Origin of the sequence: Flavobacterium cupriresistens (assembly GCF_020911925.1) — a bacterium.
In the GTDB taxonomy this organism is placed as follows: Bacteria; Bacteroidota; Bacteroidia; order Flavobacteriales; family Flavobacteriaceae; genus Flavobacterium; species Flavobacterium cupriresistens.
Genome location: NZ_CP087134.1, coordinates 3,644,488 through 3,670,877, shown reverse-complemented (window position 1 = coordinate 3,670,877; position 26,390 = coordinate 3,644,488). Strand labels below are relative to the sequence as shown.

Genomic DNA, 26,390 nt, shown 5'->3' with positions numbered 1-26,390 from the left:
ATTTGGAATTTCAAAATATTGGAATTTTAATCTTACCTATTAAGTTTCGCCTTTTCCCTCATAATATCGGCAATTTTCCTGTTTTCTATTTTGCTCTCCAGCCATGAAATAATGTCTAAATACAGAAAAGCCCTTTTTTCATAGGTAATTTTCTCCAGTTCTATAAAACGAGTCCTCATTTTAATAAACTCCTTTTTAATATCGGCAGGATAAAAATTGTTCAGGTTCTTTAAGAATTTGATAATCTCCTTTTGAACCTCATGCAGATCGTTCATTTTCAGTAAAAACTTATACGTGTTTTTAAGGTGATTTTCCAAGTAATAATCTTTCCCTAATTCATAATGCACAATCAAAGACAAGATACGCGCAAAGCACATTAAATCTTCGCGCATCGATAAATTTTTGTTGTTGATGATTTTATCCAAATAGTGAATAGACTCATTGTACTTCTCATTCCCAAAATAAATACACGCAATTTTATAATAGAACACCATTTCGTGATGTTCATCAAGATGTTCATTGTGCAGTTTTATTTTCTCCAGAATCTCCGGGATCAGGTATTCGCTTTCGGCAAAAGTACCTTCCAGGATATGTAAATTTAGTTTGTTGTTATAAACGTATAAAAAGGATAGCGACGCAATATTATCGTTCACAGGAAATTTAGGATCCTGAATGGTTTCTTCCAAAAGTGTCAAATACTTTTTAAAATTCGTTTTATATTTCAACATATAAAGCGATTCCAGAAAATAATGATTCCCTTTTAGGAAAAATACAGGATTCAAATAAATCATATTAGGATTATCGTAAAACAAAGTCACCCATTTATAAGCATATTTATAACTTGCTACAAAATCCTGAACAAGGAAACTACGCCACAGATTGGCATTATAAAACCAATACTTCTCACGAAAACCAAACTTAGACTCGTCCAGCTTGGCGATGTGTTTATTAAAGTAATCGTCTATATACTTATATTCCTCATCACTTTTTACGTAACCCGTTTTTAGCATGATTCCGTACAATTGCAGTGATAAATTCGATAATTTGCTTGAAATTGTATTGCGATAGTTCAATTCTTTGGCCTGCACGACTAATTCATCTGCGCGACCCTGAATACTTCTGGTAATATACTGTGATTCGATTAGTTTTTCGAATTCGACAATCTCATACGCCATATATTTTTCATCATTCTCCAGCGCCAGAATTTTTGTCTTGTCAAGGATCTTTAAACTCTGTCTATAAAGACCTTTATTATAAAGAATAACAGCAAAATCAATCTGTTCCCGCAACTGATAACGAATGTTCTGACTTGGAATATTCAATCGAATACTGACCAATATCTGCTTGTACAAATATGATTTTAAGTTAGATAGCTGTACTTTTTTTATGATTCCGCTCTTAAGAATGAGTTTTTCATCATAAGTTTCGGACTTATCTAAAATATTAAACAATTCAATAAATTTTGTATTTGAACTCGTTTCCAAACGACTTGCAAAAATTTTAAACTGCCTTTTTTCAGATTTTGAAAGTGATTTTATCAGAACAAATAAGAAATCTTTTTGATGGTTAGCCATTGTAAAATATAATAATGTAACTTATTGATTTTTAGTTATTTAATAGCGTATAAATTGTTTTATAAACAGTATAATCTCATTAAAATGAATTTCATACAGAAGTAGTACAACATATATTTGTTATCAAGATGTGAAATTACATTAAATAAATGAATATGAATAGAGAGAAAGTTCAAATTTTTGACACCACTTTGCGTGATGGTGAACAGGTCCCGGGATGTAAGTTAGATACGAAACAAAAATTAGTTATCGCAGAACGACTTGATAAGATGGGAGTTGACATCATTGAAGCAGGTTTCCCTGTGTCAAGTCCGGGCGATTTTTTATCGGTCTCTGAGATTTGTAAAATTGTAGAAAACGCAACCGTCTGCGGACTAACAAGAGCCGTAAAAAACGACATCGATGTTGCTGCAGCTGCCTTAAAACATGCTAAAAAACCAAGAATCCACACCGGAATCGGAACATCAGAATCTCACATACTCCATAAACTAAATACGACAAAAGAAGATATTATCGCCAGAGCAAAATATGCCGTATCACATGCAAAATCTTATGTTGAAGATGTGGAGTTTTATGCCGAAGATGCCGGTAGAACGGATAACGCTTTCCTTGCAAAAGTTTGCGAAGAAGTAATAAAATCGGGAGCAACAGTATTAAATATCCCTGACACTACAGGTTATTGTTTGCCTGAAGAATACGGTGCAAAAATTAAATATTTAAAAGAAAACGTAAAAGGAATCGAAAACGTAATCCTTTCCTGCCACTGTCATAATGATTTAGGAATGGCGACTGCAAACTCAATTGCAGGGGCTATAAATGGAGCAAGACAAATAGAATGTACTATAAACGGTATTGGCGAAAGAGCCGGTAATACTGCGTTGGAAGAAATTGTAATGATTTTCAAACAACACCCATATCTGAATTTAGATACCAATATCAATACCCGAGAATTAAACGAAATGAGTCGTTTAGTTTCTGAAAGTATGGGAATGATCGTTCAGCCCAATAAAGCTATTGTTGGTGCGAATGCTTTTGCTCACAGTTCCGGTATTCACCAGGACGGAGTAATCAAAAACAGAGCAACTTATGAAATCATGGATCCACTTGATGTGGGAGTAAATGAATCATCTATAATATTAACAGCAAGAAGTGGTAGAGCTGCATTGGCTTACCGTGCTAAAAAGGTAGGTTATGAACTTACCAAAACACAATTGGATATCGTATACATCGAGTTTTTAAAATTCGCAGATATCAAAAAAGAAGTATTAGATGTAGATATTCATCAAATCATTGAAGCTTCTAAGATTGAGGGTGACTTGATCAGAAACTAATTAGACAAAAAAAAAGATTTAAATACATAAAGAACGAGACGTTATGAATTTGAAAATAGCAGTTTTACCAGGAGATGGTATTGGACCGGAAGTAATTTTACAAGCCAAAAAAGCTTTACACGCCATAGGCGAGGTGTACAATCATGAATTTGTTTTTGAAGAAGCGCTTATGGGAGCGATCGCTATCGACAAAACAGGAAATCCTTTACCGGAGCAAACACTAAACCTGTGTCTGAATACAGATGCTGTTTTGTTTGGCGCGATTGGAGATCCTAAATATGATAACAATCCAAATGCAAAGGTGCGTCCGGAGCAAGGATTATTAAAACTGCGTAAAGAACTGGGTTTGTTTGCCAATATCCGTCCAATTAAACCTTATAAATCATTGATTGATGCTTCTCCTTTAAAAAGAGAAATTATCGATGGTGCTGATTTCACTATTTTCAGAGAATTAACAGGCGGAGCTTATTTCGGAGCCAAAACCCTAAACGAAGAAGGAACACATGCTTCTGATCTATGCGAATATTCAGAGGAAGAAATTACCCGAATTGCACATTTAGCGTTTAAAGCGGCACAAAATCGTCGTAAAAAGCTAACCATGGTAGACAAAGCCAATGTTTTGGAAACCTCAAGATTGTGGAGAAAAGTAGTTCAGAAAATAGGGGAGAGTTATCCCGATGTTGCTTTAGACTTCTTATTTGTTGATAATGCCGCCATGCAGATCATTTTAAATCCAAAACAATTTGATGTGATTTTGACAGAAAATTTGTTCGGTGATATTTTGTCTGATGAAGCCAGTGTTATTACAGGTTCTATCGGTTTATTGGCTTCGGCTTCTTTAGGAGAAAAAAATGCGTTGTTTGAACCCATTCACGGTTCTTACCCACAAGCAAAAGGAAAAAATATCGCAAACCCAATTGCTTCCATCTTATCTGCTGCAATGTTATTAGAACATTTCGGACTTTTTAAAGAAGCAAATGTGGTGTATCAGGCGGTTGAAAAAGCAATTGAATTTAAAGTAGTCACAACAGATTTGAAAGCAGATTCAAAATTTGGCACAAATGAAGTAGGGGAGTTCGTTTCCAATTTCATTTTCAGCAAAGACGACTTACTTTATTTCAATAATGATAATGTTCACATTGGACAATCAACAATTGTTTAGTGTTTTTATTAAAATAATACAAAAAACAACAATAAGTATCATAAATGTTGAGATTTTATTTTTTTAGTCCTTTAAGTTTTTATACTTTTGTGAAACTAAAAAAGAAAAGATGCAAATCTCAATTATTATTATTTCTGTTATTGTTGTCAATGTGATTAACACATCTGCATCAGGAATGGTATAAATATAATTGAAAAAATATATTAGAAACCTTCCAAATATTGGAAGGTTTTTTTTTGGATAAAATTTAAATAAAAAATACATAATGGAATTAAATAAGTACAGCAAAACCATCACTCAAGATCAAACACAACCAGCAGCGCAAGCCATGTTGTACGGTATTGGTTTAACTGAAGAAGATTTAAAAAAAGCACAAGTAGGTATTGTTAGTATGGGTTACGATGGTAATACCTGCAACATGCACCTGAATGATTTAGCAAAAGATGTTAAAAAAGGTGTTTGGGATGCAAATCTGGTCGGACTTATTTTTAATACCATTGGTGTAAGTGACGGAATTTCTAATGGTACAGACGGAATGCGTTTTTCTTTAGTGTCCCGTGATGTAATTGCAGACTCTATCGAAACCGTTATGGGAGCGCAATGGTACGACAGTTTGATTGCGATTCCCGGTTGTGATAAAAATATGCCAGGTGCTTTAATGGCAATGGGTCGAGTAAATCGTCCGGCAATTATGGTCTACGGCGGAACAATTCACTCCGGAAAATGGAAAGGGGAATCTTTGAATATCGTTTCAGCTTTTGAAGCTTTAGGAAAAAAATTCAACAACACCATTTCTCCTGAAGATTACAAAGGCGTTATTCAAAATGCATGTCCGGGAGCAGGGGCTTGCGGTGGAATGTATACAGCAAACACCATGTCATCGGCAATTGAAGCTTTAGGAATGAGCTTACCATACAGTTCGTCAAATCCAGCTTTAAGCGAAGAGAAAAAACAAGAATGTCTTGATGCCGGAAAAGCCATCAGAGTTTTATTAGAAAAAGACATTAAGCCCAAAGACATTATGACCCGCAAGGCTTTCGAAAATGCAATTACGCTGGTAGCTGTTTTAGGAGGTTCTACCAATGCAGTAATGCACTTAATTGCCATGGCTCATGCGGTAGATGTTGAAATTACTTTAACAGATTTCCAAAAAATTAGCGACAAAACACCCGTACTGGCTGACTTAAAGCCAAGTGGTAAATATATGATGGAGGATTTACATGCAGTTGGAGGAGTTCCGGCTGTTTTGAAATACTTACTAAAAGAAGGATTAATTCATGGAGATTGCTTAACCGTAACCGGAAAAACAGTAGCCGAAAATTTAGCCAATATTCCGGACTTACAAGACGGACAAGAGGTTATTCACGAGATTCAAAAAGCACTAAAACCAACCGGAAATATTCAGATTTTGTACGGAAATCTTGCTGCTGAAGGTTGTGTTGCTAAAATAAGCGGAAAAGAAGGAGAATATTTTCAAGGAACAGCAGTTGTTTTTGAAAGCGAATTTGATGTAATTCCAGGTATTCAGGCCGGTAAAGTAAAACCGGGAGATGTAGTCGTCATTAGGTATTGTGGACCAAAAGGTGGTCCGGGAATGCCCGAAATGCTAAAACCTACATCAGCTATTATTGGAGCCGGCTTAGGAAACAGCGTTGCTCTGATTACAGACGGTAGATTTTCCGGAGGTTCACATGGCTTTGTGGTAGGACACATCACACCCGAGGCATATGATGGTGGTGGTATTGCACTGGTTAATGATGGGGATTTAATCGCCATTGACGCGGTAAAAAACACCATTGATCTTAAAATATCTGATGCTGAATTTGCAGCCAGAAAGGCAAGTTGGATTCAACCGCCTCTAAAAGCTTCAAAAGGAGTATTACTGAAATACGCGAGATCAGTCTCGAGTGCCTCAACAGGTTGCGTTACCGATAAATAATGATTCAATAACAACATCAAAAATCAATTGTATATAAACAATAATAAAAGCAAAAGTAAATTTCAAACAGAAAACTAGAAATTGATTTTGATTTTAACATTAGAGGAGATTTTTGAAAAAAACAGATACAATGAAAATATCAGGGGCAGAAGCCGTTATAAGATGTTTATTAGAAGAAGGAGTAGACTTAATATATGGATATCCGGGAGGAGCCATAATGCCGGTTTACGACGAATTATATAAATTCCAGGAGCAATTACACCATGTTTTAGTACGTCACGAACAAGGCGCAACACATGCCGCTCAGGGATATGCGAGAGCTACAGGAAAAGTCGGAGTTGCAATTGCTACTTCAGGCCCCGGAGCAACCAACTTAGTTACCGGAATCGCCGATGCTCAGATCGATTCAACACCAATGGTTTGTATCACAGGTCAGGTTGGAAAACATTTACTGGGTTCTGATGCTTTTCAGGAAACAGACATTATCGGAATTTCAACTCCGGTAACCAAATGGAATTATCAGATTACGGAAGCTTCCGAAATTCCTGAGATTATGGCAAAAGCCTTTTTCATAGCACGTTCTGGTCGTCCAGGGCCTGTTTTGATTGACATAACTAAAAATGCACAGTTTGATGAATTTGAATTTAGTTATGAAAAATGCACAGCCATCAGAAGTTATACTCCGGTTCCAAAATTAAAATTAGATAAAGTTGCCGAAGCTGCGGCTTTAATCAATAGCGCTAAAAAACCTTTTATTGTTTTTGGTCAAGGGATCATTTTGGGTGAAGCCGAAGCACAATTAAAAGCGTTCATCGAAAAGTCAGGAATTCCTGCAGGGTGGACGATTCTTGGACTTTCCGCATTACCTACAGCTCATCCTTTGAATGTGGGAATGTTAGGCATGCACGGCAATTATGGCCCTAATTTATTGACTAACCAATGCGATGTTTTAATTGCACTTGGAATGCGTTTTGACGATCGTGTTACCGGAGATTTAAAAACCTATGCCAAACAGGCAAAAGTGATTCATTTTGAAATTGATCCGGCAGAAGTAGATAAAAATGTAAAAACAGAAGTGGCTGTTTTAGGCGATGTAAAAGAAGCACTAAATGCTTTATTGCCTCTAATTGATGACAGAGCACATGACGCTTGGCACAACGAATTCAAAGAAAAATATAAAATCGAATTTGATTCGGTTATCGATGAGGAGTTAAAACCAACAAACAACAAAGGAATCTCTATGGGTGAAACCATCGAAATGATCAACAAACACTCCAAAGGGGATGCGATTATCGTTTCAGATGTTGGTCAGCATCAAATGTTTGCCTGTCGTTACGCGAAGTTTAATTCAACCAAGAGTAACATTACTTCGGGAGGTTTAGGAACTATGGGATTTGCTTTACCGGCTGCAATTGGAGCTAAAATGGGAAGACCGGATCGTGAAGTTGTCGCTGTTATTGGTGACGGTGGTTTCCAAATGACCATTCAGGAATTAGGAACCATTTTTCAGACGAAGGTGCCTGTAAAAATTGTTGTTTTAAATAACGAATTCCTCGGAATGGTACGCCAATGGCAGGAATTATTTTTTGATAACAGATATGCTTCAACAAAAATGATCAACCCCAATTTTGTTGCAATTGCCGCAGGATATCATATTAAATCTAAAAAAGTCACCGAACGTGAAGATTTGGATGCTGCTGTAGCCGAAATGATGGCTTCAAAAGATTCTTATTTTTTAGAAGTTATGGTAGAAAAAGAAAACAACGTATTCCCAATGATTCCAACGGGAGCATGTGTTTCTCAAATTAGATTAAGCTAAAGAAAAAGTTTCAGGTTTCAAGTTTCAGGTTTAATAACGTGAAACTTGAAACAAAGAAAAACTTTAAACAAAACAACATGGAAGATAAAACATTTACCATATCGGTATACTCGGAAAATAACGTGGGCTTGTTGAATAGAATATCAGGAATATTCTTAAAGCGTCACATTAACATATTAAGCTTAAATGTTTCAGAATCAGAAATTGAGAATGTTTCACGATTCATAATTGTAGTAGACACTACTGAAAAATGGGTTAAGAATATTGTCGGACAAATCGAAAAACAAATTGAGGTTATTAAAGCATTCTATCACACAGATGAAGAGACTATTTATTTAGAAAATGCTTTGTTCAAAATCGCTTCGAATCTGCTTTTCGATGAAAAACAAATTCAGAACATCATCAAAGAAAGTCAATCTACTATTGTGACCGTATCACGTGACTTTTTTGTGATTTCAAAATCAGGAAGACGATCTGAAATCGAAGAATTATACACAAAAATTAAGCCTTACGGTATCATGCAGTTTGTACGTTCGGGAAGAATATCCGTTTCTAAAGAGAAAATGGAAATATCAACAATGTTAGAGACACTTAAATAGTATCAATTATTAAATTACACATTCATTAAATAGTATTAAAAAAATGGCAAATTATTTCAACACACTACCACTTAGATTACAATTAGAACAATTAGGCGTTTGCGAATTTATGGAGCAATCAGAATTTGCTGATGGAATTGCAGCATTGGCTGGAAAAAAAGTTGTTATTGTAGGTTGTGGTGCACAAGGTTTAAATCAAGGTTTAAACATGAGAGATTCCGGATTAGACATTTCATACGCGCTACGTGCCGATGCAATCGCTGAAAAAAGAGCTTCTTTTAAAAACGCTACAGAAAATGGTTTTAAAGTGGGAACTTACGAAGAATTAATTCCAAGTGCCGATTTAGTTTGTAATCTTACTCCGGACAAACAACACACTGCTGTTGTTACTGCGATTATGCCATTAATGAAAAACGGTTCTACTTTATCGTATTCTCACGGTTTTAATATCGTAGAAGAAGGAATGCAAATCCGTAAAGACATTACTGTAATTATGTGTGCTCCTAAATGCCCTGGATCTGAAGTTCGTGAAGAATACAAGAGAGGTTTTGGTGTACCAACCCTTATTGCGGTTCACCCTGAAAATGACCCAAATGGTACTGGTTTAGATCAGGCAAAAGCATATGCAGTAGGTACAGGTGGTCATAAAGCAGGAGTTTTAAAATCATCTTTCGTTGCAGAAGTAAAATCTGACTTAATGGGAGAACAAACTATTCTTTGTGGTTTGTTGCAAACAGGTTCTATTTTATGTTTTGACAAAATGATTGAAAAAGGAATTGACGCAGCATATGCATCAAAACTGATCCAATACGGATGGGAAACCATCACAGAAGCTTTGAAACACGGAGGAATCACCAATATGATGGACCGTCTCTCTAACCCTGCAAAAATTGAAGCTTATGAACTTGCAGACGAATTAAAAGACATTATGCGCCCATTATTCCAAAAGCATCAGGATGATATTATTTCAGGAGAATTCTCAAGAACAATGATGACTGACTGGGCGAATGACGATGTTAACTTATTGAAATGGAGAGCAGCAACCGGAGAAACTAATTTCGAGAAAACAGCTCCACAAGAAGCTCCAATAGCTGAACAAGAATATTTTGACAATGGAGTATTAATGATTGCCATGGTAAAAGCGGGAGTTGAATTGGCTTTTGAAACCATGACCGAAGCAGGTATCATCGAAGAATCAGCTTACTACGAATCCTTACACGAATTACCTTTGATTGCGAATACAATTGCAAGAAAAAAATTATTCGAAATGAACCGTGTTATTTCTGACACAGCAGAATACGGTTGTTATTTATTCGACCACGCTTGTAAACCGTTGTTGACTGAATTTATGAAAAAAGTAGAAACAAACATAATTGGAAAACCATTCTCAACTTCAAACGGAGTAGACAATGCAGTTCTAATAGCAGTTAATAAAGAAATTCGTCAACATCCTATCGAAGAAGTAGGAGCATGGTTGAGAGAATCGATGACTGCAATGAAAAAAATTGGATAATAAATTGGGGTTTGCACTGTATCTCTTTTACGTAATATTTTGAATTAGTAAGCATTTATTAAGATAATATAGATATAGATGCATATTGTAATCACTTAACTTTTAAGTTTCTGAGTTAGGTGAAGGTAGTCCCAATTAATGGGGTATGTTTAGCAATAAACATACTTGTATCGATTTCTATATTGATTAATCAAGATGTTGCTATTTTCAAAATAGAAAAGAGCATTGTAATGCAGTATTACAAAAAAATTAATTGTTATTGAAATTGTTAAAACGAAAAGGCATGATATTAATTTATTGTGCCTTTTTTATGGTGTTGTTTTGCCATAAAACCCTTATTTTTATGAAATACCCATAAAAAAGTAACATTTTTTTTACTATGTGTTTTTTTATGCTAAAATTTATAAATTAAATAATTTTAAGAATACATACAGATTTAATACATTTATAAAAAAAAAATCCATCCAAAATGAGTTATTATAAAATTGAAAATTTAGAACAATATTTTAAGCATTACAATAAGTCAATAAGAGAACCAAGAAAATTTTGGGGAAAAATAGCTGAAGAAAATTTCACTTGGTACCAACAATGGGAAAAAGTAGTTGATTTTAATATGGGCGATGCTGAAGTAAAATGGTTTACTGAAGCTAAAGTGAATATTACAAAAAACTGTATCGACAGACATTTAAGCAAAAGAGGAGAAAAAACAGCGATTATTTTTGAACCAAACGATCCTTCAGAAAGCGCTTTACATATAACTTATAACGAATTATACGAACGAGTATCTAAAATGACCAATGTGTTGCGCGAGCAAGGCGTACGTAAAGGAGACCGTGTTTGTATTTATTTACCAATGATCCCGGAATTGGCCGTAGCTGTTTTGGCTTGTGCCAGAATAGGGGCAATACATTCTGTTATTTTTGCAGGATTTTCGGCATCAGCAGTATCTGCAAGAATTAACGATTGTGAATGTAAAATGGTCATCACTTCTGATGGCGGTTACAGAGGAAACAAAACAATTGACCTTAAAGGGATTGTAGATGAGGCATTAGAAACCTGCCCATCTGTTGAAAAAGTTCTGGTTGCGAAAAGAACACAAACAGCAATTAAAATGAAAGAAGGCCGTGACATTTGGTTACAACCTTTATTAGATGCTGCTCTAGACAATAGTGTTGCAGAAATCATGGACGCTGAAGATCCTTTGTTTATTCTATACACTTCCGGATCAACCGGAAAACCAAAAGGAATGGTGCATACCACAGCCGGTTATATGGTTTATACCGCCTATACTTTTAAGAATGTTTTCAATCACGAAGAAAATGATATTTTCTGGTGTACCGCAGATATCGGTTGGATTACAGGTCACTCTTATATCTTATACGGACCATTATTGAATGGAGGAACAACCGTAATTTTTGAAGGAGTGCCTTCTTATCCTGATTTCAGTCGTTTTTGGGAAATTATCGAAAAACATAAAGTAACTCAGTTTTACACAGCGCCAACAGCGATTCGTTCTCTGGCAAAAGAAAGCTTGGATTATGTTCAAAAATATCCTTTAAAATCACTTAAAGTAATCGGATCAGTAGGGGAGCCTATAAACGAAGAAGCTTGGCACTGGTTTAATGATCACGTTGGAGATAAAAGATGTCCGGTTGTTGATACTTGGTGGCAAACTGAGACTGGTGGAATCATGATTTCGCCAATCGCTTTTGTAACACCTACAAAACCAACTTATGCTACTTTGCCATTACCAGGAATTCAACCTGTTTTGATGGATGAAAAACGCAACGAAATTGAAGGTAATCAAGTAGTAGGTAGTTTGTGCATTAAATTCCCTTGGCCGGGAATCGCCAGAACAATCTGGGGAGATCACCAACGTTACAAAGACACTTATTTTTCTGCTTTCCCAGGTAAATATTTTACAGGAGACGGTGCTTTAAGAGACGAAGTAGGGTACTACAGAATCACCGGTAGAGTAGATGATGTTGTGATTGTTTCGGGTCATAATTTAGGTACAGCTCCAATTGAAGATGCAATCAACGAGCACCCGGCAGTTGCAGAATCTGCTATTGTTGGATTCCCGCATGATATTAAAGGAAATGCTTTGTATGGTTTTGTGATCTTAAAAGAAACAGGCGAATACAGAGACAGAGCCAATTTAAGCAAAGAAATCAATCAGTATATTTCGGACCACATTGGACCAATTGCTAAATTAGACAAAATTCAATTCGTGTCCGGTTTACCAAAAACACGTTCAGGAAAAATTATGCGTAGAATTTTACGTAAGATTGCTGAAGGAGACTTCTCTAGTTTTGGAGATACTTCAACACTATTAAACCCTGAAATTGTAGATGAAATTACAAAAGAGAAAATCTAATATTCTCAAACTAACAGATACAAAAAAGCCTCTTAAATTTTAAGAGGCTTTTTTTATTTTATTCCCAATCGGGATTTTAATTTTAAGAACAATAACGAAATTCTGTACGCATCTTCGGTAGAGGAATTTCGGTCACTTTTTGGGATTTTATAGATATCACACAAATCATCTAGTGAAAACTGTTTGTCATTGATATCCATTAACTTTCTGTACATCATGTCGACGTCAAGTGCTTCATTTTTAAGCCTTCCACAGTCCAAACGTTCCAGGGCACTGTTTAGCATTTCGAGATCAAAATTAATGTGATGTCCGACCAAAACAGCATTACCCAAAAAACTAATAAAAGCTTCAATTGCTTCAGGTTCCGGCATTTTTATCATTTTTGTTTCAATGATAAATTCGTTAGAAAGCCCATTATCCTGTAAAAACTTATACTGTAATAAAACAGATTCAAAACTATCCTTAATATGGATACTGTCATCAACTACAGAAAATGCTCCTAAAGACAAAATCACATCCTTATTCGGATTCAAGCCAGACGTTTCTGTAGACAAAACGACAAACCGATTTGGTTTTGTTTCGAATTTAGCCAGATAATCTTTCCAGAATTCAGGATGTTCTTTGTTAATATTTTTAAGCCAGTCTAGCATATATTAAGAGAATTGTGTAAGTTGAAATTTACTTTTAATTAATTCTTCCAGGTCTTTCATTGGTGACAAAGCATTTTTTAATTTCTCTTTATCGTTTTTAGACATTTCTTTTAAATTGATATATTGTCCCGAATCGTCATTTCGCAGTCCTTCAACCGTTCTAAATTTTGATAATGTCAAGAAAGCCTCAGCACAACTTAAATAAATCTCCGCATTTTTAGAATCTGTTATCGCTAATTGCTTAAATCTTAAATAAGTGTTTTGTATTCCTTTTATATTTGAATTCAAAATTAACAAACGCGCTCCATCAATCAAAGGCATTAAAGCACGTGTTTTAATATCGAATGCTCCTTTATGCGGACCTTCTTCTTCAATAAGAAACTTTTTGAAAAAACTCAAAGGGGAGTTTCTCTTCAAAGCATCATTTCCTAAAAAGTCAAAAAACAAGGTATTGTTGACCGCGTTTTTGAAAATAACATTTTCTATAGCTTCTTCAATTTTTGGTTCCCCAAAAACAATTTCATAATCAAAGAAAATACTACTCAAATCGTTACTGTTTTCACCTGGAGTATTCATCCAACTGTTGTACTGTTTTGTCCAGTCTGTCAATGACTTACACCACAACATATTACTTCCCATATGCCCATTTGGACAAAGTTCATAACCTACTTTTTCTAAGATAGCAGTAGTTCTTTTTGCCAATCTTAAAAAGTAATCCTTAACGTCTCTGTATTTATCGGCAGTAACATCTTCAAATATTAAAATACTATCCTGATCCGTAAGCAACAATTGCTCCTTACGCCCCTGACTACCAATACTTAACCATGCAAAACGAGCAGGAGGTGAGCCTAAATCTAAAATTGACAATTCAACAGATCGTTTAATTATAGCTAAATTAATTTCACTGGCAATATTACTAACATGTGAAATTGGAATATTCTTTTGAATCGAATTCTGAATAAGATCAGACAAACGATCACGTATTTGTTTTAAATCTTTCGGAAGTTGTGAACGCTTAATTTCCTTGATTAACACTCCCGGATTACTGGCCTGAGCCACAATCAAATCGTGTTCAGAGATAATTCCTCGCACGGCAGATTTACTTGTACCGTCTTTTGTCACACATAAATGCGTTACATTGTGTTTCAACATCAATAATTGTGCTTCCGCCAAAGAAACATTTTCTAATACCGTAACAACCGGCGACGACATGATTTTATCAATCGTTTCCGTAATAGGAAAGCGGCCTGTCGCAATTTTAGAAGATAAATCGGCGTCGGTAACAATACCAATTGGATGGTTTTTTTCGCAAACCACAATATTATCCACCATTGACTCCGTCATTAAAATCGCCACATCTTTTACAATATGATGCGCCTCAGTTTTTAATGGAGCAACATTATAGGTAAGGGATTGAATATATTGCATTTCTGACTGCTGATCTACATAAAAAGAAGTATCAGAAATTGCTTTTCCGTTTGAACTTACATTGTCCTTGGTATGTCTTGAATTTGTTGCAAAACTTTCCAATAAGAAGTTTAAAACATCCGAATTATTAGCCACAAATGGTCTAAAAACAGCAATCGGTATCGCATAAACGATACTTTCTTCACGTGCTTTGGCCGACATCATATAGTTATTTTTGGCAAAAAAAGGACGCAAGCCAAAAATATCGCCTTCATTACATTTGTTTATAATCGTTTCTTCAGCATCGGCAATCGTTGTTAAATTTATAACACCCGAAGCGACTACATAAAAACTATCATGCAGCACATCATTATTTTGAAACAATACGGCGTGTTTTTCTAAATTAATAACACGAATATTGGTTGCAATATCTGATAGTTCTTGAAAAGTCAGATTTTTAAACGGCTGGTATTCTTTTAAAAAATCCGCGATATGCTCAGCAATTGTATTCATAGATTTGATAATTTTTTTTAAAGTATCGAATGTAAAAATAATAAAATAAACTCTTACAATGAAAGCATCTTCATGATTTTAAATAAATCTCAGAATATCTGATTTAATAGTCATTATTTTTCTTATTTATTATTCTAAACCTATGATAGTGAAGTATATGTTAATCAGGATGTTCTTAATCGTTATATTGTTTCTATTACAAATCTGTGATAAGTTAGCCCAGTGGGGTCCTGAAAAAGTCTATTTTACATAATATAAATTATGGTTCAATTATAGTATGACTAATTAGCAATTATCATACTTGTGTAGTTCGTAATAGACAAGCCTTTATATTGATTTACAAAGCCTTAAATTTTATGTCTTTTTTAAGTTTACAGCATCAATGCATTTTAAATTATTAAATAATTTATTTTCTCCTTTTTCTGTAACTACAAAATCATCATTCCCGTCAATACTTATTCTTATTTTTTCTATTGGTTCTTTTTCTAATATATCCATAAAGTCAGTAATGTTAATTGTTAAATATGACACATTGCATTGTGTGCCAGAATCATAAGTACCAATTTTTAATTTTTCTCCACTTTTAAATTGAATATGAACGTAAGAATTTTTTGATTTACAGCCCGTTGCATTCGCAAAAAAAGTCATTGTTATTAATTTTTTATCTATTTTTTCTTCATTATATTTAGTAATAACATATGTTAGTCCATCTTTAGCGAGCATAGTTTCATAAAATCCTACACTATAAGTCCATACATTTTCAAAATCATCATACTCGTATTTAGTGTAACATTTATGATCAATTTTGCAAACACCTTTTTCTAATTTTTTTAATTCAGATTGCGAATAGCAGTTAAAACTGAATATTAATAATATAAGTACTTCTTTTTTCATAATTCTTAATTTTGAGAAATGTAATATTTTTTTAGATATAATTATTTATTCTTTCATAGCAATTGACGAAGCTTGGTAAAATTAATGGTATTATATTTGAAAATATTTAATAATTATAAACTCACAAAATAAACGCACATGAAAAAAATTACAATTTTATTATTTCTGGTCTCGTCTTTTGTTTATTCACAGAATACAGACGTAAAGATTTTTATTGAAAAAACTGAGACGGTTAATTTTGATCAGTATGATTTAATAAAAAAAGTCAATCAGTACTATCCTGATATATTTGTCAGCAGAAATGTTACTAATTATATTTCCAATAATCTGAAAGTTCAGCAGATTTTGTTTTCCCAGCTTATTTATGAATTGCCGTCTGATTGCGAATATTATACAGTAAAAATTTCTGATAATACAAACACTTCCTTATACTATAATTATAAATTAAAAGACGGAACATATATTTATGGTGACGTTCGTTTATTTAATGGTGGCGCGATTAGAACTTTGTTTAAGGTTAAAGATAATGAGCGAGTTTCTCGATACTACGTGAATGGAATTTTAAAAACTCAATAACCTAAACGAAGCGTTCATCGGTAATTCAGGCACAACTACAGGCGGGACTTATTATATTAATCCAATTGAGAAAATAGTTCAGCTTCATGAAGAGAAAATTATCCTTTACGAGCGTATGTTAAAGGAAAAAGAAGTGATGATGGCAAAACTGGAGAAATTGATTGAAGATAAGTAATATTTTCACGCAGATTTGACAGATTTTTTTCTGTGATCTTCCACTAAAATCCGCTAAATCTGCGTGCCTATTTTTTTAATCATACAACTTAGTCAAAATCGTTTCTTGCGGAATCAAGTCTGAACCGGCTCTTTTAGTAAACTGAATATTTTTATCACTTACATCAAGAATAATACTTGCGCCGATCCCATTTTTACCTTTAAGTTTTACAATAGCTTTTTCACCAAGAGGATAAACAAATCCGGTGACCTCCATGATACCGGTGTTCCTTTTTTCGTCGTTGTTGATTATTTCAGCTGTTCCAAAAATGTTTGAATTTGATTGAGCCAGAATGAGATTCAAAATATATTTTTTACTGCAATCTTTGCAATTTTCGTTGCTCCATGTTCCGGTAAACAAATTGGTTTGGGAATATCCTGCCAAAGAAAAAAATAGAAAAAGTAAGCTGATTTTCTTCATAAAAAAGAGTTTTTTTGTAAATTACTTTTCAAATATACTGCAAAAAAAACCTCTGTAAACTAATTACAGAGGTTTTTGAAAAGCAATTTCTATTGTTTTATTTTTTAACGTAAACTGATTTTCCGTTTACAAACAATTCAAACTCTTTTTTGTCATCATAGTAGATTGTTTTATAATAATCTCCGTCAAAAAGAGTTACATCACCATGAGATTTTCCATCGGCTTTTGTGGTGTAATTGAACGTGACTTTTTGATTATAAGGCCCAAGTCCTAAACTATATGCACTAAATGGTGTGCCTCTCAGGTCAAATTCCTGCTTAGAATCGATAATCTTGCCGTCTGCATAAAAATTGGTAATTTGTTTTGTAAGTGGAATATCCGAATAATATTCACTGACTTTTTTAAGAAATTCATACTGCTCGGGGCTTGTCGTCTCAATTTTTGAGCTAATAGTCTGAGCAAATGAAATTGATGTAAATACAAGCGATAATAATAAAACGTACTTTTTCATAATTTTTAATTTTAGATTAGTAATCACATAGCAACTTAACCAGGTTTAAAAATTCAGTCTTTCCATAAAAAAGACTTTAATCACTTAGAAAGATATGAAATCTTTACCTTTGCAAAAAATTAAAAGCCTTTTTTTAAGATAATGACAACAAAAAAATACATAAAACTGATCCTGATTTTAGGTTCTTTGACAGCTCTTGGTCCATTTTCAATAGACATGTACTTGCCCGGATTCTCAGAAATAGCCAAAGATTTACATACTTCTGTAGCTCAGGTTGCAATGAGTTTGTCCAGTTATTTTGTCGGAATCTCTGCCGGACAATTGCTGTATGGACCATTATTAGATCGCTTTGGACGAAAAAAACCACTATTTATTGGTTTAATGGTCTATATTTTAGCTTCTTTAGGCTGTGTTTATGTGACCGATATTGACTCGTTTATCTTTTTGAGATTCATTCAGGCTATCGGAAGCTGTGCGGCGACAGTTGCTTCAGTTGCGATGGTACGAGATTTATTTCCTGTAAAAGACATTCCCAAAGTTTTTTCTATGTTAATGCTTGTTGTTGGGCTTTCGCCAATGTTAGCACCAACAGTCGGCGGTTACGTTACCGAGGATTATGGTTGGCATATGGTATTTCTTATTTTGATGTTTATGGGAATTCTTATTTTAATCGCTTCTCAAGTTGGTTTACCAAATTCATATAAACCGGATACTTCAATTTCATTAAAACCAAAACCTATAATCACCAACTTCTTGTCGGTTTTAAAAGAGCCTCAATTTTATACGTATGCATTTACGGGTGCCATCGCATTTTCGGGCTTATTTTCGTACGTAGCGGCCTCCCCTATCGTTTTTATGGACATTTATCATGTTGATCCTAAGACATATGGATGGATTTTCGCCTTTATGTCGCTTAGTTTTATTGGTTCGAGTCAGTTAAATTCGATTTTACTAAAGAAATTCTCAAGCGAACAAATGATTTTTGGGGCTTTAATTTCACAATCAGTTATAAGCATACTATTCCTAATCTTGTCTTTAAAGAACCTTTTAGGACTGTATGAAACAATCGGAATGCTCTTTATATACCTGGCTTGCCTGGGAATATCAAATCCCAATACTGCGGGACTTACTATGGCTCCGTTTGCAAAGAATGCCGGAAGTGCTTCAGCCTTAATGGGGGCTATTCAGCTTGGTTTAGGCGCATTGGCTTCATTTGCAGTGGGAGTTTTTGTGAAAGATTCGATTACTCCAATGGTAGCCATTATGACTACAACAACGATTACGGCCTTTATTGTTCTAAATATCGGAAAACGTTTTATCAAAGAAAAAGTAGCTCTTTCAGACAAAGATGACCTTGTGATTGGGCACTAGAGGGTTTAAATTCCAATATTTTAAATTTTAAATTCCAAATTCCAACTTTTAAAGCAAAAAAGTCGCTACCTCACATTTATTAGGCAGCGACTTTTTTGTTTTCTAATAAAGCTTCTTTTATTTATAGAGATCTTCTTTTTTAAAGTGTAAGATCAAAAGATAATAAACTACAACTCGGTATTTATTCCTATTCGAATTACCATACTTTTCCAGAACGGCTTGAATCCCTTCGTCTAAAGCTGCATTTTCAGGCAGTCCTAACTTCTTTATTAAAAAATTATTTCGTACTGTTTCCAGTTCCGATCGCTGTGTTCCGGCAACTGTAGAGGAATCATCATTATAAATCGATGGTCCACAGCCTATTGTTACTTTTGTCAATAGTTCCATGTTTGGAACAATACCACATTTCTCTTTCAGATCTTCTGCATACTTTGCGATTAATTCTTCTCTTGTATTCATAATAAAATTTATAAAGATTTGGTACTATTTAATAACATCAAACTTATAGCTTTATCTCTTATAATCAAAAGAATACATTAATTTTAACACTTATTCGCTTACAAATAAATTAAATTAGTTCTTTAAAAAACTGTTTTAAAATAATATCGTTTTCAGAAGTCGGCGTGAAAATTTCCAGCAACACCGGAACATCATTCTCGGCATAAAGCAATTCTATACTTTTTTCCAACGAATTCAAATCCGAAGCGGCATAATAACGCAACTGATACATTTTGGCCAGATGCTCCGCCGTTAAGTGATGTGAAGTTTCGAAATACGTATTAAAAACTGGTTTCTCTTCATGTCCGGGTAAAATTCTGAAGATCCCTCCTCCTCCATTATTAATTAAAATAATCTTGAAATTTTTAGGAATATAAGCATTCCACAAGGCGTTACTGTCGTATAAAAAGCTAATATCACCCGTTATAAAAACGTTTTGTTTTCCGCTTCCTACTGCAGCACCAATCGCTGTTGAAGTACTACCGTCGATTCCGCTCGTACCTCTATTGCAAAAAACCTCTATCGAAGAATCAATATCTATCAATTGTGCATAGCGAATGGCAGAACTGTTACTAATCTGCAGCTGGCTGTTTTTAGGCAAAGATGCTATTACTTTCTCAAAAACTTTAAAATCTGAAAACGGAATCTTATTTAAATATTCCTTTTTTCTTATTTTTCTTAATGCGTAGCTATTGTTTATAGTATCAAAATAATCACTTTCTGTAGTTACTGCTTTTGATAATAGGTCTTTAAAAAAATCATTTGGTTGCATTACAAAATGCTTTGTTAGCGCATTAAAAGTGTCATACGCGCGCAAAGTATCAATATGCCAATGGTGTTTTGGTTTGTATTTTCTCAAGAATCCTTTGATTCTTTTTGAAACGATCATTCCCCCAAAAGTTACTAAAAGATCGGGATGAAAGTCCTTAAATTCAATATCATCAAAGGGTGTAATTAAAGTATCAATGCTGTTAATAAAACTCGGATGATGTAGATTTGAAGTTGTTTCTGTCAGTACCACAACCGAAGGGTCTTTGGCTAAACTTTCAATTACTTCCTCTGCAATCGTGTTGACTTCATTTACGCCAACCATAATTAATTTACGCTTGGCTGAATTCCAAATCGAAACAAATTCTTCTCCGTTTTCTATGTTTTTAGTTTCTGCTAAAGGTTCTGAATTTGTGATTTTTGAATTTACAGAAAGTGCTTCAACTGTTTCGTATAAAGGTTCTTCGAAAGGCGCATTGATGTGTACAGGGCCTTTTTTAGAAATGGCAGTGTCAATTGCAGTATTGATTTTTAAATCGTTTTCAACGGAAGCATCTTCTGTTAAATTGGCATTAAAAACGGAATGATTTTCATATACATTTTGCTGTCTGATGGTTTGTCCGTCTCCGATATCAATTTTACTCTGAGGACGGTCAGCCGAAATTACAATTAAGGGGATCTGACTATAGAAAGCTTCGGCAACAGCCGGATAATAATTTAATAATGCTGATCCTGAAGTACAAACAACTGCCGTTGGCTGTTTGGTTTGCTGGGCAATTCCTAATGCAAAAAAAGCAGCACATCGCTCATCTGCAATACTGTAACAGGTAAAATCAGGGTTTTGAGCAAATCCAATTGTTAAAGGAGCATTTCTGGATCCCGGAGAAATTATAATATTGGTGATTCCTTTTTTCAAACAAATCTCAATAATGCTTTGAGCAAGCGGTATTTTGGGGTAAATCATTCGTATAACGTATTATTTTTGAAAGAAAATCATCAATTTTCTATACTACAAAGTTACAAACTTCGACGTTCATTTAACTTATAAATGGCGAGATATTAAGACAATTTCTGGAAAAAGGGAATATATTTGTAAAAGCTAATTTTTCGAATAAAACAGAACTACTTATGCGCTATCTCTATTTGCTTTTACTTTTCGTTACACTACAAACTATAAATTCGCAGAATCAGTTTATTCCCGATGGCACCACTTACAAAACTGGTCTCGAGACTGCTAAAAAAGAAAACAAATCTCTTTTTGTAATGCTTTATGCCGATTGGTGTCCGCATTGCAATCTGATGAAAAAAGAGGTCTTTAGTGATCCGACCGTGATGGGTTTTTTAAAAAAGAACTATGTGTGCGTTTGGTTGAATATTGAAAAAGAAGAAGGGAAAACGATTCAGAAAAAATTCAATACCAAATCACTGCCTACGTTTTTGTTTTTAGATGCCAATGAAACGCTTCTTTACACTTTAAAAGGCGAAATGAAAACAGCAGAATTTATGACAGAGGCGAATAATGCTCTAAATCCAAAACTGCAATTGCCTTTTTTAGAGAAAGAATTCTTAGCTGACCCAAGCAATTCAACAAAATTCTTTGCTTATTTGAACACCTTAAGAAAAGGTAAAGACAGAACCGATTTATCGCCGGTTACTCATACCTATCTTAACACCCAATCGGATGCACAACTGATTAGTGAAACCAACTGGCGTGTGATTGCCAATGGGGTCACGGATATTAACTCGAGAGAATTTCAGTACGTTTTAAATCATCAAAAGGAATTTGCTGCTGTGGCTTCGCAAAACCGCGTTGATCGTAAAGTGGTGAGTATCGTTAGTGAATTATTACGTCCTCTTGTGGATAATTTAGATACGGTAAACTATTACAAACAAAGGGAAATTGCGAAATCTATCCGATTACAGAAAACCGATTCTTTGGTTTTTAAATTTGATCTGACTTTGGCTGAACGCACTGAAAAATGGAAGTTCTATAAAAAAGTAACCTTAGAAGATACTCAAAAGCTAGTTTGGAATGATGCTTCTTTTCTGAAGGATATCGGGCAGACCTATCTCAAACACATCGAGGATATTGATGCATTGAAAAAATCCATTTTTTGGGTCAATCATTCCTTAGAACTTACTGATTCTTATGATGGAAACTTACTTCTGGCCCGACTTTACAACAAAATAAAAGATAAAAAAGCAGCCTTGAAATACGCAAAAAAAGCAAAGGTAATCTGCACTGAAATGACCTGGAGCACCAAAGATGTGGATGCTTTATTGGCTGAATTAGGCACGAAATAGTGCTACAAAACTTAAAATAAATATGAACATTGTACTTAGACCTGCTACAACAAACGATTTAAAGAAAATTCTTGACATCGTAAATCATTCGATTTTGCATACCACTGCCAATTATAGTTATGACATTCAAACATTGGAGGTGCAAACCAAATGGTTTGAGGACAAACAGGCTAAAAACCTTCCTGTAGTTGTGGCTGATCTTGATGGCGAAGTTGTTGGTTTTGGCAGTTATGGCCCTTTTAGAGAGAAAATTGGATACCAATATACTGTTGAACATTCTGTTTACGTTGTTGACACTGTGATTGGAAAAGGAATAGGTTCTAAATTGCTAACAGCAATCATTCGATTAGCCAAAGAACAAGGCTATCACGTGATGATTGGCGCTATAGATGCTGATAATGCGGGAAGTATTGCTTTTCATGAGCGATTTGGTTTTGTGGCAACAGGAACGATTCGTGAAGTTGGGTATAAATTTGATCATTGGCTTGATCTTGTTTTTATGCAGTTGATTTTGGTTTAGTTGCGGACTGCGTTCGGGAATATTTGCTTAACCGCAAAGTGCGCAAGGGAATACGCAAGGTTCGCAAAGTTTTTGGATTAGCTCCAAAGGTTGTGGAGCTACTTACGAAGATTTACTTAGATAGTTATAGTATCAACCGTCAAGCCTTATTTCTTGTAGTTCTGTCCTTTCGAGGAACGAGAAATCACACTCTAAAATCAACAAAGATTGGCAATTTTTTGCGCGGAGTTCCTTGTATGATTTCTCGTGCCTCGAAATGACAAGAAAAGGGGCTGAAATTCCAATACTAAAATTCCAAATTCCAAACTTCTCCTAAATGTCACCCTGAGCGAAGTCGAAGGCTTATCCCCGAAATCGCCTATATTTTAAACATAATGCCTCTAAATTCGAAATGACAAATTAAGTGTGTATTTTCTAAACAGGGTGCTTTTTCTTATTCTTTGAGGCGGGGAAACTTTAATAAAAAAATCCACAAATCTGATTAACAAATTTGTGGATTTTATTTTTTGGGTAATTTCAGCTTTTAGCTTTTTATCCAATTGATGATTTCAGGATCTGTTGGTAAGGTTCTTGGTTTGATTACTTTTACCAGTTCTCCTTTTTCATTGATTAGGTATTTTTGAAAATTCCATTCTACTTCTGAATCTTCTACGCCATTTTTCGCTTTTTGCGTTAAGAATTTATAAACCTCACACATATCGTCTCCTTTTACAGAAACTTTGTCCATCATAGGGAAAGTTACTCCGTAGTTTTGCTGACAAAAAGCACCTATTTCTTCGTTTGTTCCAGGCTCTTGTGAAGCAAAATTATTGGCCGGAAAACCTACAATCACGAAGCCTTTATCTTTATACTCTTTGTAAATTGCTTCCAAATCTTTGTACTGAGGTGTTAATCCGCATTTTGAAGCAGTATTTACGATCATTACTTTTTTTCCTTTTAAAGAGGCAAAATCAAAAGGGTTTCCTGATAAATCTTCCACTTTAAATTGGTAAATAGTTTCTTTTGCCATGACGTTATCCGTTTTAGGAGTTTTTGTTTTATTTGTTTGTGCTTGATTTTGGCAACTAAATAGAAATAGTGCGCCATAAACCATAAATAATACTTTTTTCATTGTTCTAATTTTTTATAAAATTAATCAAAAACAGTTTTGTTGGTACTTTTTGCTCCCTATATTCTGTATTAAACATAAGTTAAATAAAAAAACGAAGCCTAACGTTAATCAGACGTTAGGCTTCTCCCCATACAAACAAATCAAACCATGAAATTTGAATCTTTTAAGCATCTCTGCTTTAGATTTTCAGGGAGTTCCGGGTGTTTTACTGAATTTCTTCAACACTTCCGAACTCGTTTTATATTATTCGATCTTCTTTCAAATAGCAGCTAAATAAGTCCTCTACTAAAATTCCGATTCTCTTTTTAAATAAAATCAGGCGCCATCGTAGTGTACTTTTCTCCTTCGGAAACATCTTCACTTTTAATGGCTTATAATCGGCGCCTAATTTTTCAGAAGTTAAAAAAATACAACCCTTCATAAATGTTGACCAGTTTAACTTCCGCCCCAAATACTCTTTGTTTACTAATTCAAAGTATTCTCTTTTATTTCTTATCTGCTTTGCTTTTACAAGACAACTGAAAAATTTAAATTCGGTTTATGCTCCTCTACCCTCTCTTGCCTAAAATGACTCTTATTAAAATTGGCAAGTGCTAAAACACTTGTTAATCCTACAATCAATATTATTAGATTTTTCGATTTTTGCATAACTCCGTTTTTAATGAGATTTACTTTACTATTTATTTATTAAAAAATGTAAACTATAATTATCTGTTTAAAACAAAACCACTGTCAGTCCATTCATTTTATAAGAAATCTTGACCAGTTTGCTATATGATATGATCTTTTTCACATGTCATAATAGCATTTACGTAATTGGTTTGCTTTTGGTTTTAAAAAAAGTAAAAAAAAATGATTTTTTTCTCAAACCCCTTATTTTACTAAGGATAAGCCTGTTAAAATAATTATCATTTACAGAAAAAAATAAATTACCTTTATCTCAGGTAATAAAAAAACGTTTTTAAAATTTTGTTTAAGCTTAAAAATCCAACCTATGAGTCAAGAAGAATTATTAGTTTTAATTTACAAGAAAGACGAAAGAGCTTTTACCCATTTGTATGATATGTATTCGAAAAGTTTATTTTCGGTCATAAACGTGCTAATAAAAAATCGTGAAGAAGCTGAAGATGTTTTGCAGGAAGTTTTTGTCAAAATCTGGAAAAACATTGATTCGTATAATGAAAGTAAAGGTCGTTTTTACACGTGGATCCTTAATATTGCTAGGAATACTTCTATCGACAAGCTGCGATCCAAAAATTTTAATAACAGTCAAAAAAACCTTTCCTCCGATAATTTCGTAAATCTGTTAGATGACAGTAATAAGTTAGTCAACAAAATTGATACAATTGGTATTCAGGAATTTGTAAAAAAATTAAAGCCGAAATGTATTGAGATCATCGATTTATTATTTTTCAAAGGATACACCCAACAAGAAGCTTCAGAAGAATTGGCAATGCCATTGGGGACTATCAAAACGAACAACAGAAACTGTATTAACGATTTACGTAATTATTTAAAAATATAATGGAAGCACAAGAGTATATTGAATCAGGAATTCTGGAATTATACGTTTACGGTTTATTAACCGAAAAGGAAAATCTGGAAATAGCAGAACTGGCTAAAAATAACCCCGAAGTAGATCAGGAAATCCTATCGATCGAGAAAGCGATTGTTGCTTTGTCATCCAGTTTTTCTCCTTTCCATTCGGTGTCTAATTTTGAGAAAATTAAAGCGCGCCTAGAGCTTAAACATGGCAAAGTGGTCGAGATGAAACCGACTTCAAACTGGTCTCAATATGTGGGCTGGGCTGCAGCGGTCTTACTTCTTTTAGGCCTTGGATACCAAACTTTGGAATTAACCCAAACAAAAGAGGCTATTTCGACTGTTGGTAATGAGAAAACTAAAATCGAAAGAGAGTTTGCTTATTTAGATCAGCAAAACAAAGAGACAGAAAAGAGTTTGACTATTGTAAGAGACATCAAGAATACCGGAGTTACACTTGGTGGTCAGGCTGTTTCGCCAACGTCATTTGCAAAAGTATACTGGAATAAGGATACTAAAACGACTTATATTGATGCTGCAGGTTTGCCAAAACCTCCAAAAGGAATGGTGTATCAGGTATGGGCGCTGAAATTAAGTCCTGTATTAACTCCTACCAGCATTGGTTTGTTAAGCGATTTTGAAGGCAACAATCAGAAAATATTTGCTGTAGACCAAACCGTTTCAGCGGAAGCCTTTGGAATTACACTTGAGCCTGCGGGAGGAAGTTTAACTCCGACAATGGAACAGTTGTATACTTTAGGAAAAGTTTAAAAACTA

General features: G+C 34.3%; 22 protein-coding genes and 1 pseudogene. 14 read left to right on the top strand and 9 right to left on the bottom strand.

Annotated elements, in window-relative coordinates; translation table 11 throughout:
• Window positions 1-32: 32 nt before the first annotated feature.
• Window positions 33-1,574, bottom strand: a complete 1,542-nt coding sequence (locus LNP23_RS15610; RefSeq protein WP_047775051.1) for a hypothetical protein — start codon at window positions 1,572-1,574, stop codon at window positions 33-35.
• Between the two features lie 155 nt (window positions 1,575-1,729).
• Between LNP23_RS15610 and LNP23_RS15605 the strand changes: the two genes are divergently transcribed.
• The 7 genes from LNP23_RS15605 (at window position 1,730) to acs (ending at window position 12,314) form a co-directional block, all read left to right on the top strand.
• Window positions 1,730-2,905, top strand: coding sequence for a 2-isopropylmalate synthase (locus LNP23_RS15605; protein ID WP_082210609.1), 1,176 nt, complete (start codon window positions 1,730-1,732; stop codon window positions 2,903-2,905).
• Window positions 2,906-2,948: 43 nt separating this feature from the next.
• The gene (gene leuB, locus LNP23_RS15600) at window positions 2,949-4,067 is read left to right on the top strand and encodes a 3-isopropylmalate dehydrogenase (RefSeq protein ID WP_047775049.1); all 1,119 of its coding nucleotides are present in this window, start codon (window positions 2,949-2,951) and stop codon (window positions 4,065-4,067) included.
• A gap of 265 nt (window positions 4,068-4,332) precedes the next feature.
• Complete coding sequence (gene ilvD, locus LNP23_RS15595; protein ID WP_047775046.1) at window positions 4,333-6,006, top strand: dihydroxy-acid dehydratase; 1,674 nt, start codon at window positions 4,333-4,335, stop codon at window positions 6,004-6,006.
• Window positions 6,007-6,136: 130 nt separating this feature from the next.
• A complete protein-coding gene (ilvB, locus tag LNP23_RS15590) occupies window positions 6,137-7,825 on the top strand; it encodes a biosynthetic-type acetolactate synthase large subunit (protein ID WP_230001891.1) in 1,689 nt (562 codons plus the stop codon).
• Between the two features lie 77 nt (window positions 7,826-7,902).
• Window positions 7,903-8,424 (top strand): acetolactate synthase small subunit, encoded by a 522-nt coding sequence (gene ilvN, locus LNP23_RS15585; RefSeq protein ID WP_047775043.1) that lies wholly within the window; start codon window positions 7,903-7,905, stop codon window positions 8,422-8,424.
• A 43-nt stretch (window positions 8,425-8,467) separates the two neighbouring features.
• Window positions 8,468-9,937 carry a ketol-acid reductoisomerase gene (gene ilvC / locus LNP23_RS15580; RefSeq protein ID WP_230001890.1) on the top strand — a complete coding sequence of 490 codons (1,470 nt, stop codon included), beginning with the start codon at window positions 8,468-8,470 and terminating at the stop codon, window positions 9,935-9,937.
• Between the two features lie 469 nt (window positions 9,938-10,406).
• The gene (gene acs, locus LNP23_RS15575) at window positions 10,407-12,314 is read left to right on the top strand and encodes an acetate--CoA ligase (protein ID WP_047775039.1); all 1,908 of its coding nucleotides are present in this window, start codon (window positions 10,407-10,409) and stop codon (window positions 12,312-12,314) included.
• Between the two features lie 53 nt (window positions 12,315-12,367).
• Here acs and LNP23_RS15570 read toward each other — a convergent pair whose 3' ends face one another.
• From LNP23_RS15570 to LNP23_RS15560, 3 genes are all read right to left on the bottom strand, one after another.
• Complete coding sequence (locus LNP23_RS15570) at window positions 12,368-12,964, bottom strand: 3'-5' exonuclease (protein ID WP_047775038.1); 597 nt, start codon at window positions 12,962-12,964, stop codon at window positions 12,368-12,370.
• 3 nt (window positions 12,965-12,967) lie between these two features.
• Window positions 12,968-14,884, bottom strand: a complete 1,917-nt coding sequence (locus LNP23_RS15565; protein WP_230001889.1) for a DUF294 nucleotidyltransferase-like domain-containing protein — start codon at window positions 14,882-14,884, stop codon at window positions 12,968-12,970.
• A 354-nt stretch (window positions 14,885-15,238) separates the two neighbouring features.
• Window positions 15,239-15,778: a hypothetical protein gene (locus LNP23_RS15560; RefSeq protein ID WP_230001888.1), complete on the bottom strand. Its 540-nt coding sequence runs from the start codon at window positions 15,776-15,778 to the stop codon at window positions 15,239-15,241.
• Between the two features lie 138 nt (window positions 15,779-15,916).
• Here LNP23_RS15560 and LNP23_RS15555 point away from each other — a divergent pair, with 138 nt between their 5' ends.
• Both LNP23_RS15555 and LNP23_RS15550 read left to right on the top strand, forming a co-directional pair.
• Window positions 15,917-16,354 (top strand): hypothetical protein, encoded by a 438-nt coding sequence (locus LNP23_RS15555; protein WP_230001887.1) that lies wholly within the window; start codon window positions 15,917-15,919, stop codon window positions 16,352-16,354.
• A 55-nt stretch (window positions 16,355-16,409) separates the two neighbouring features.
• Window positions 16,410-16,529, top strand: a pseudogene (locus tag LNP23_RS15550) (XRE family transcriptional regulator); the annotation flags it as partial.
• A 75-nt stretch (window positions 16,530-16,604) separates the two neighbouring features.
• Here the strand turns inward: LNP23_RS15550 and LNP23_RS15545 are convergent.
• Both LNP23_RS15545 and LNP23_RS15540 read right to left on the bottom strand, forming a co-directional pair.
• A complete protein-coding gene (locus tag LNP23_RS15545) occupies window positions 16,605-16,988 on the bottom strand; it encodes a hypothetical protein (RefSeq protein WP_230001886.1) in 384 nt (127 codons plus the stop codon).
• Window positions 16,989-17,085: 97 nt separating this feature from the next.
• Window positions 17,086-17,499: a hypothetical protein gene (locus LNP23_RS15540; RefSeq protein ID WP_047775013.1), complete on the bottom strand. Its 414-nt coding sequence runs from the start codon at window positions 17,497-17,499 to the stop codon at window positions 17,086-17,088.
• A 141-nt stretch (window positions 17,500-17,640) separates the two neighbouring features.
• Between LNP23_RS15540 and LNP23_RS15535 the strand changes: the two genes are divergently transcribed.
• Window positions 17,641-18,870 (top strand): multidrug effflux MFS transporter, encoded by a 1,230-nt coding sequence (locus tag LNP23_RS15535; RefSeq protein ID WP_230001885.1) that lies wholly within the window; start codon window positions 17,641-17,643, stop codon window positions 18,868-18,870.
• Between the two features lie 117 nt (window positions 18,871-18,987).
• Here LNP23_RS15535 and LNP23_RS15530 read toward each other — a convergent pair whose 3' ends face one another.
• Both LNP23_RS15530 and menD read right to left on the bottom strand, forming a co-directional pair.
• Complete coding sequence (locus LNP23_RS15530) at window positions 18,988-19,329, bottom strand: DUF2853 family protein (RefSeq protein WP_230001884.1); 342 nt, start codon at window positions 19,327-19,329, stop codon at window positions 18,988-18,990.
• A gap of 109 nt (window positions 19,330-19,438) precedes the next feature.
• Complete coding sequence (menD, locus tag LNP23_RS15525; RefSeq protein WP_230001883.1) at window positions 19,439-21,100, bottom strand: 2-succinyl-5-enolpyruvyl-6-hydroxy-3-cyclohexene-1-carboxylic-acid synthase; 1,662 nt, start codon at window positions 21,098-21,100, stop codon at window positions 19,439-19,441.
• A gap of 164 nt (window positions 21,101-21,264) precedes the next feature.
• Between menD and LNP23_RS15520 the strand changes: the two genes are divergently transcribed.
• A complete protein-coding gene (locus tag LNP23_RS15520; RefSeq protein ID WP_230001882.1) occupies window positions 21,265-22,440 on the top strand; it encodes a thioredoxin family protein in 1,176 nt (391 codons plus the stop codon).
• Window positions 22,441-22,462: 22 nt separating this feature from the next.
• Window positions 22,463-22,960 (top strand): GNAT family N-acetyltransferase, encoded by a 498-nt coding sequence (locus LNP23_RS15515; protein WP_230001881.1) that lies wholly within the window; start codon window positions 22,463-22,465, stop codon window positions 22,958-22,960.
• 523 nt (window positions 22,961-23,483) lie between these two features.
• On the opposite strand, the gene LNP23_RS15510 is transcribed toward LNP23_RS15515, so the two are convergent.
• Window positions 23,484-24,071, bottom strand: coding sequence for a glutathione peroxidase (locus LNP23_RS15510; RefSeq protein ID WP_047775003.1), 588 nt, complete (start codon window positions 24,069-24,071; stop codon window positions 23,484-23,486).
• A gap of 994 nt (window positions 24,072-25,065) precedes the next feature.
• Here LNP23_RS15510 and LNP23_RS15505 point away from each other — a divergent pair.
• Complete coding sequence (locus tag LNP23_RS15505) at window positions 25,066-25,596, top strand: RNA polymerase sigma factor (protein WP_047775000.1); 531 nt, start codon at window positions 25,066-25,068, stop codon at window positions 25,594-25,596.
• Window positions 25,596-26,384, top strand: a complete 789-nt coding sequence (locus LNP23_RS15500) for an anti-sigma factor (RefSeq protein ID WP_230001880.1) — start codon at window positions 25,596-25,598, stop codon at window positions 26,382-26,384. Before LNP23_RS15505 ends, LNP23_RS15500 begins: the two co-directional genes overlap by 1 nt.
• Window positions 26,385-26,390 lie beyond the last annotated feature (6 nt).

Excerpts from the sequence above, each read along its gene's own strand:
- LNP23_RS15540 (WP_047775013.1), bottom strand. The coding sequence starts at position 17,499 with ATGAAAAAGTACGTTTTATTATTATCGCTTGTATTTACATCAATTTCA.
- LNP23_RS15500 (WP_230001880.1), top strand. The coding sequence starts at position 25,596 with ATGGAAGCACAAGAGTATATTGAATCAGGAATTCTGGAATTATACGTT.
- LNP23_RS15560 (WP_230001888.1), bottom strand. The coding sequence starts at position 15,778 with ATGAAAAAAGAAGTACTTATATTATTAATATTCAGTTTTAACTGCTAT.
- LNP23_RS15530 (WP_230001884.1), bottom strand. The coding sequence starts at position 19,329 with ATGAATACAAGAGAAGAATTAATCGCAAAGTATGCAGAAGATCTGAAA.
- LNP23_RS15505 (WP_047775000.1), top strand. The coding sequence starts at position 25,066 with ATGAGTCAAGAAGAATTATTAGTTTTAATTTACAAGAAAGACGAAAGA.
- LNP23_RS15520 (WP_230001882.1), top strand. The coding sequence starts at position 21,265 with ATGCGCTATCTCTATTTGCTTTTACTTTTCGTTACACTACAAACTATA.
- LNP23_RS15610 (WP_047775051.1), bottom strand. The coding sequence starts at position 1,574 with ATGGCTAACCATCAAAAAGATTTCTTATTTGTTCTGATAAAATCACTT.
- acs (WP_047775039.1), top strand. The coding sequence starts at position 10,407 with ATGAGTTATTATAAAATTGAAAATTTAGAACAATATTTTAAGCATTAC.
- leuB (WP_047775049.1), top strand. The coding sequence starts at position 2,949 with ATGAATTTGAAAATAGCAGTTTTACCAGGAGATGGTATTGGACCGGAA.
- LNP23_RS15555 (WP_230001887.1), top strand. The coding sequence starts at position 15,917 with ATGAAAAAAATTACAATTTTATTATTTCTGGTCTCGTCTTTTGTTTAT.
- LNP23_RS15570 (WP_047775038.1), bottom strand. The coding sequence starts at position 12,964 with ATGCTAGACTGGCTTAAAAATATTAACAAAGAACATCCTGAATTCTGG.
- ilvN (WP_047775043.1), top strand. The coding sequence starts at position 7,903 with ATGGAAGATAAAACATTTACCATATCGGTATACTCGGAAAATAACGTG.
- LNP23_RS15565 (WP_230001889.1), bottom strand. The coding sequence starts at position 14,884 with ATGAATACAATTGCTGAGCATATCGCGGATTTTTTAAAAGAATACCAG.
- ilvD (WP_047775046.1), top strand. The coding sequence starts at position 4,333 with ATGGAATTAAATAAGTACAGCAAAACCATCACTCAAGATCAAACACAA.
- LNP23_RS15515 (WP_230001881.1), top strand. The coding sequence starts at position 22,463 with ATGAACATTGTACTTAGACCTGCTACAACAAACGATTTAAAGAAAATT.
- LNP23_RS15545 (WP_230001886.1), bottom strand. The coding sequence starts at position 16,988 with ATGAAGAAAATCAGCTTACTTTTTCTATTTTTTTCTTTGGCAGGATAT.
- LNP23_RS15510 (WP_047775003.1), bottom strand. The coding sequence starts at position 24,071 with ATGAAAAAAGTATTATTTATGGTTTATGGCGCACTATTTCTATTTAGT.
- LNP23_RS15535 (WP_230001885.1), top strand. The coding sequence starts at position 17,641 with ATGACAACAAAAAAATACATAAAACTGATCCTGATTTTAGGTTCTTTG.
- ilvC (WP_230001890.1), top strand. The coding sequence starts at position 8,468 with ATGGCAAATTATTTCAACACACTACCACTTAGATTACAATTAGAACAA.
- LNP23_RS15605 (WP_082210609.1), top strand. The coding sequence starts at position 1,730 with ATGAATAGAGAGAAAGTTCAAATTTTTGACACCACTTTGCGTGATGGT.
- ilvB (WP_230001891.1), top strand. The coding sequence starts at position 6,137 with ATGAAAATATCAGGGGCAGAAGCCGTTATAAGATGTTTATTAGAAGAA.
- menD (WP_230001883.1), bottom strand. The coding sequence starts at position 21,100 with ATGATTTACCCCAAAATACCGCTTGCTCAAAGCATTATTGAGATTTGT.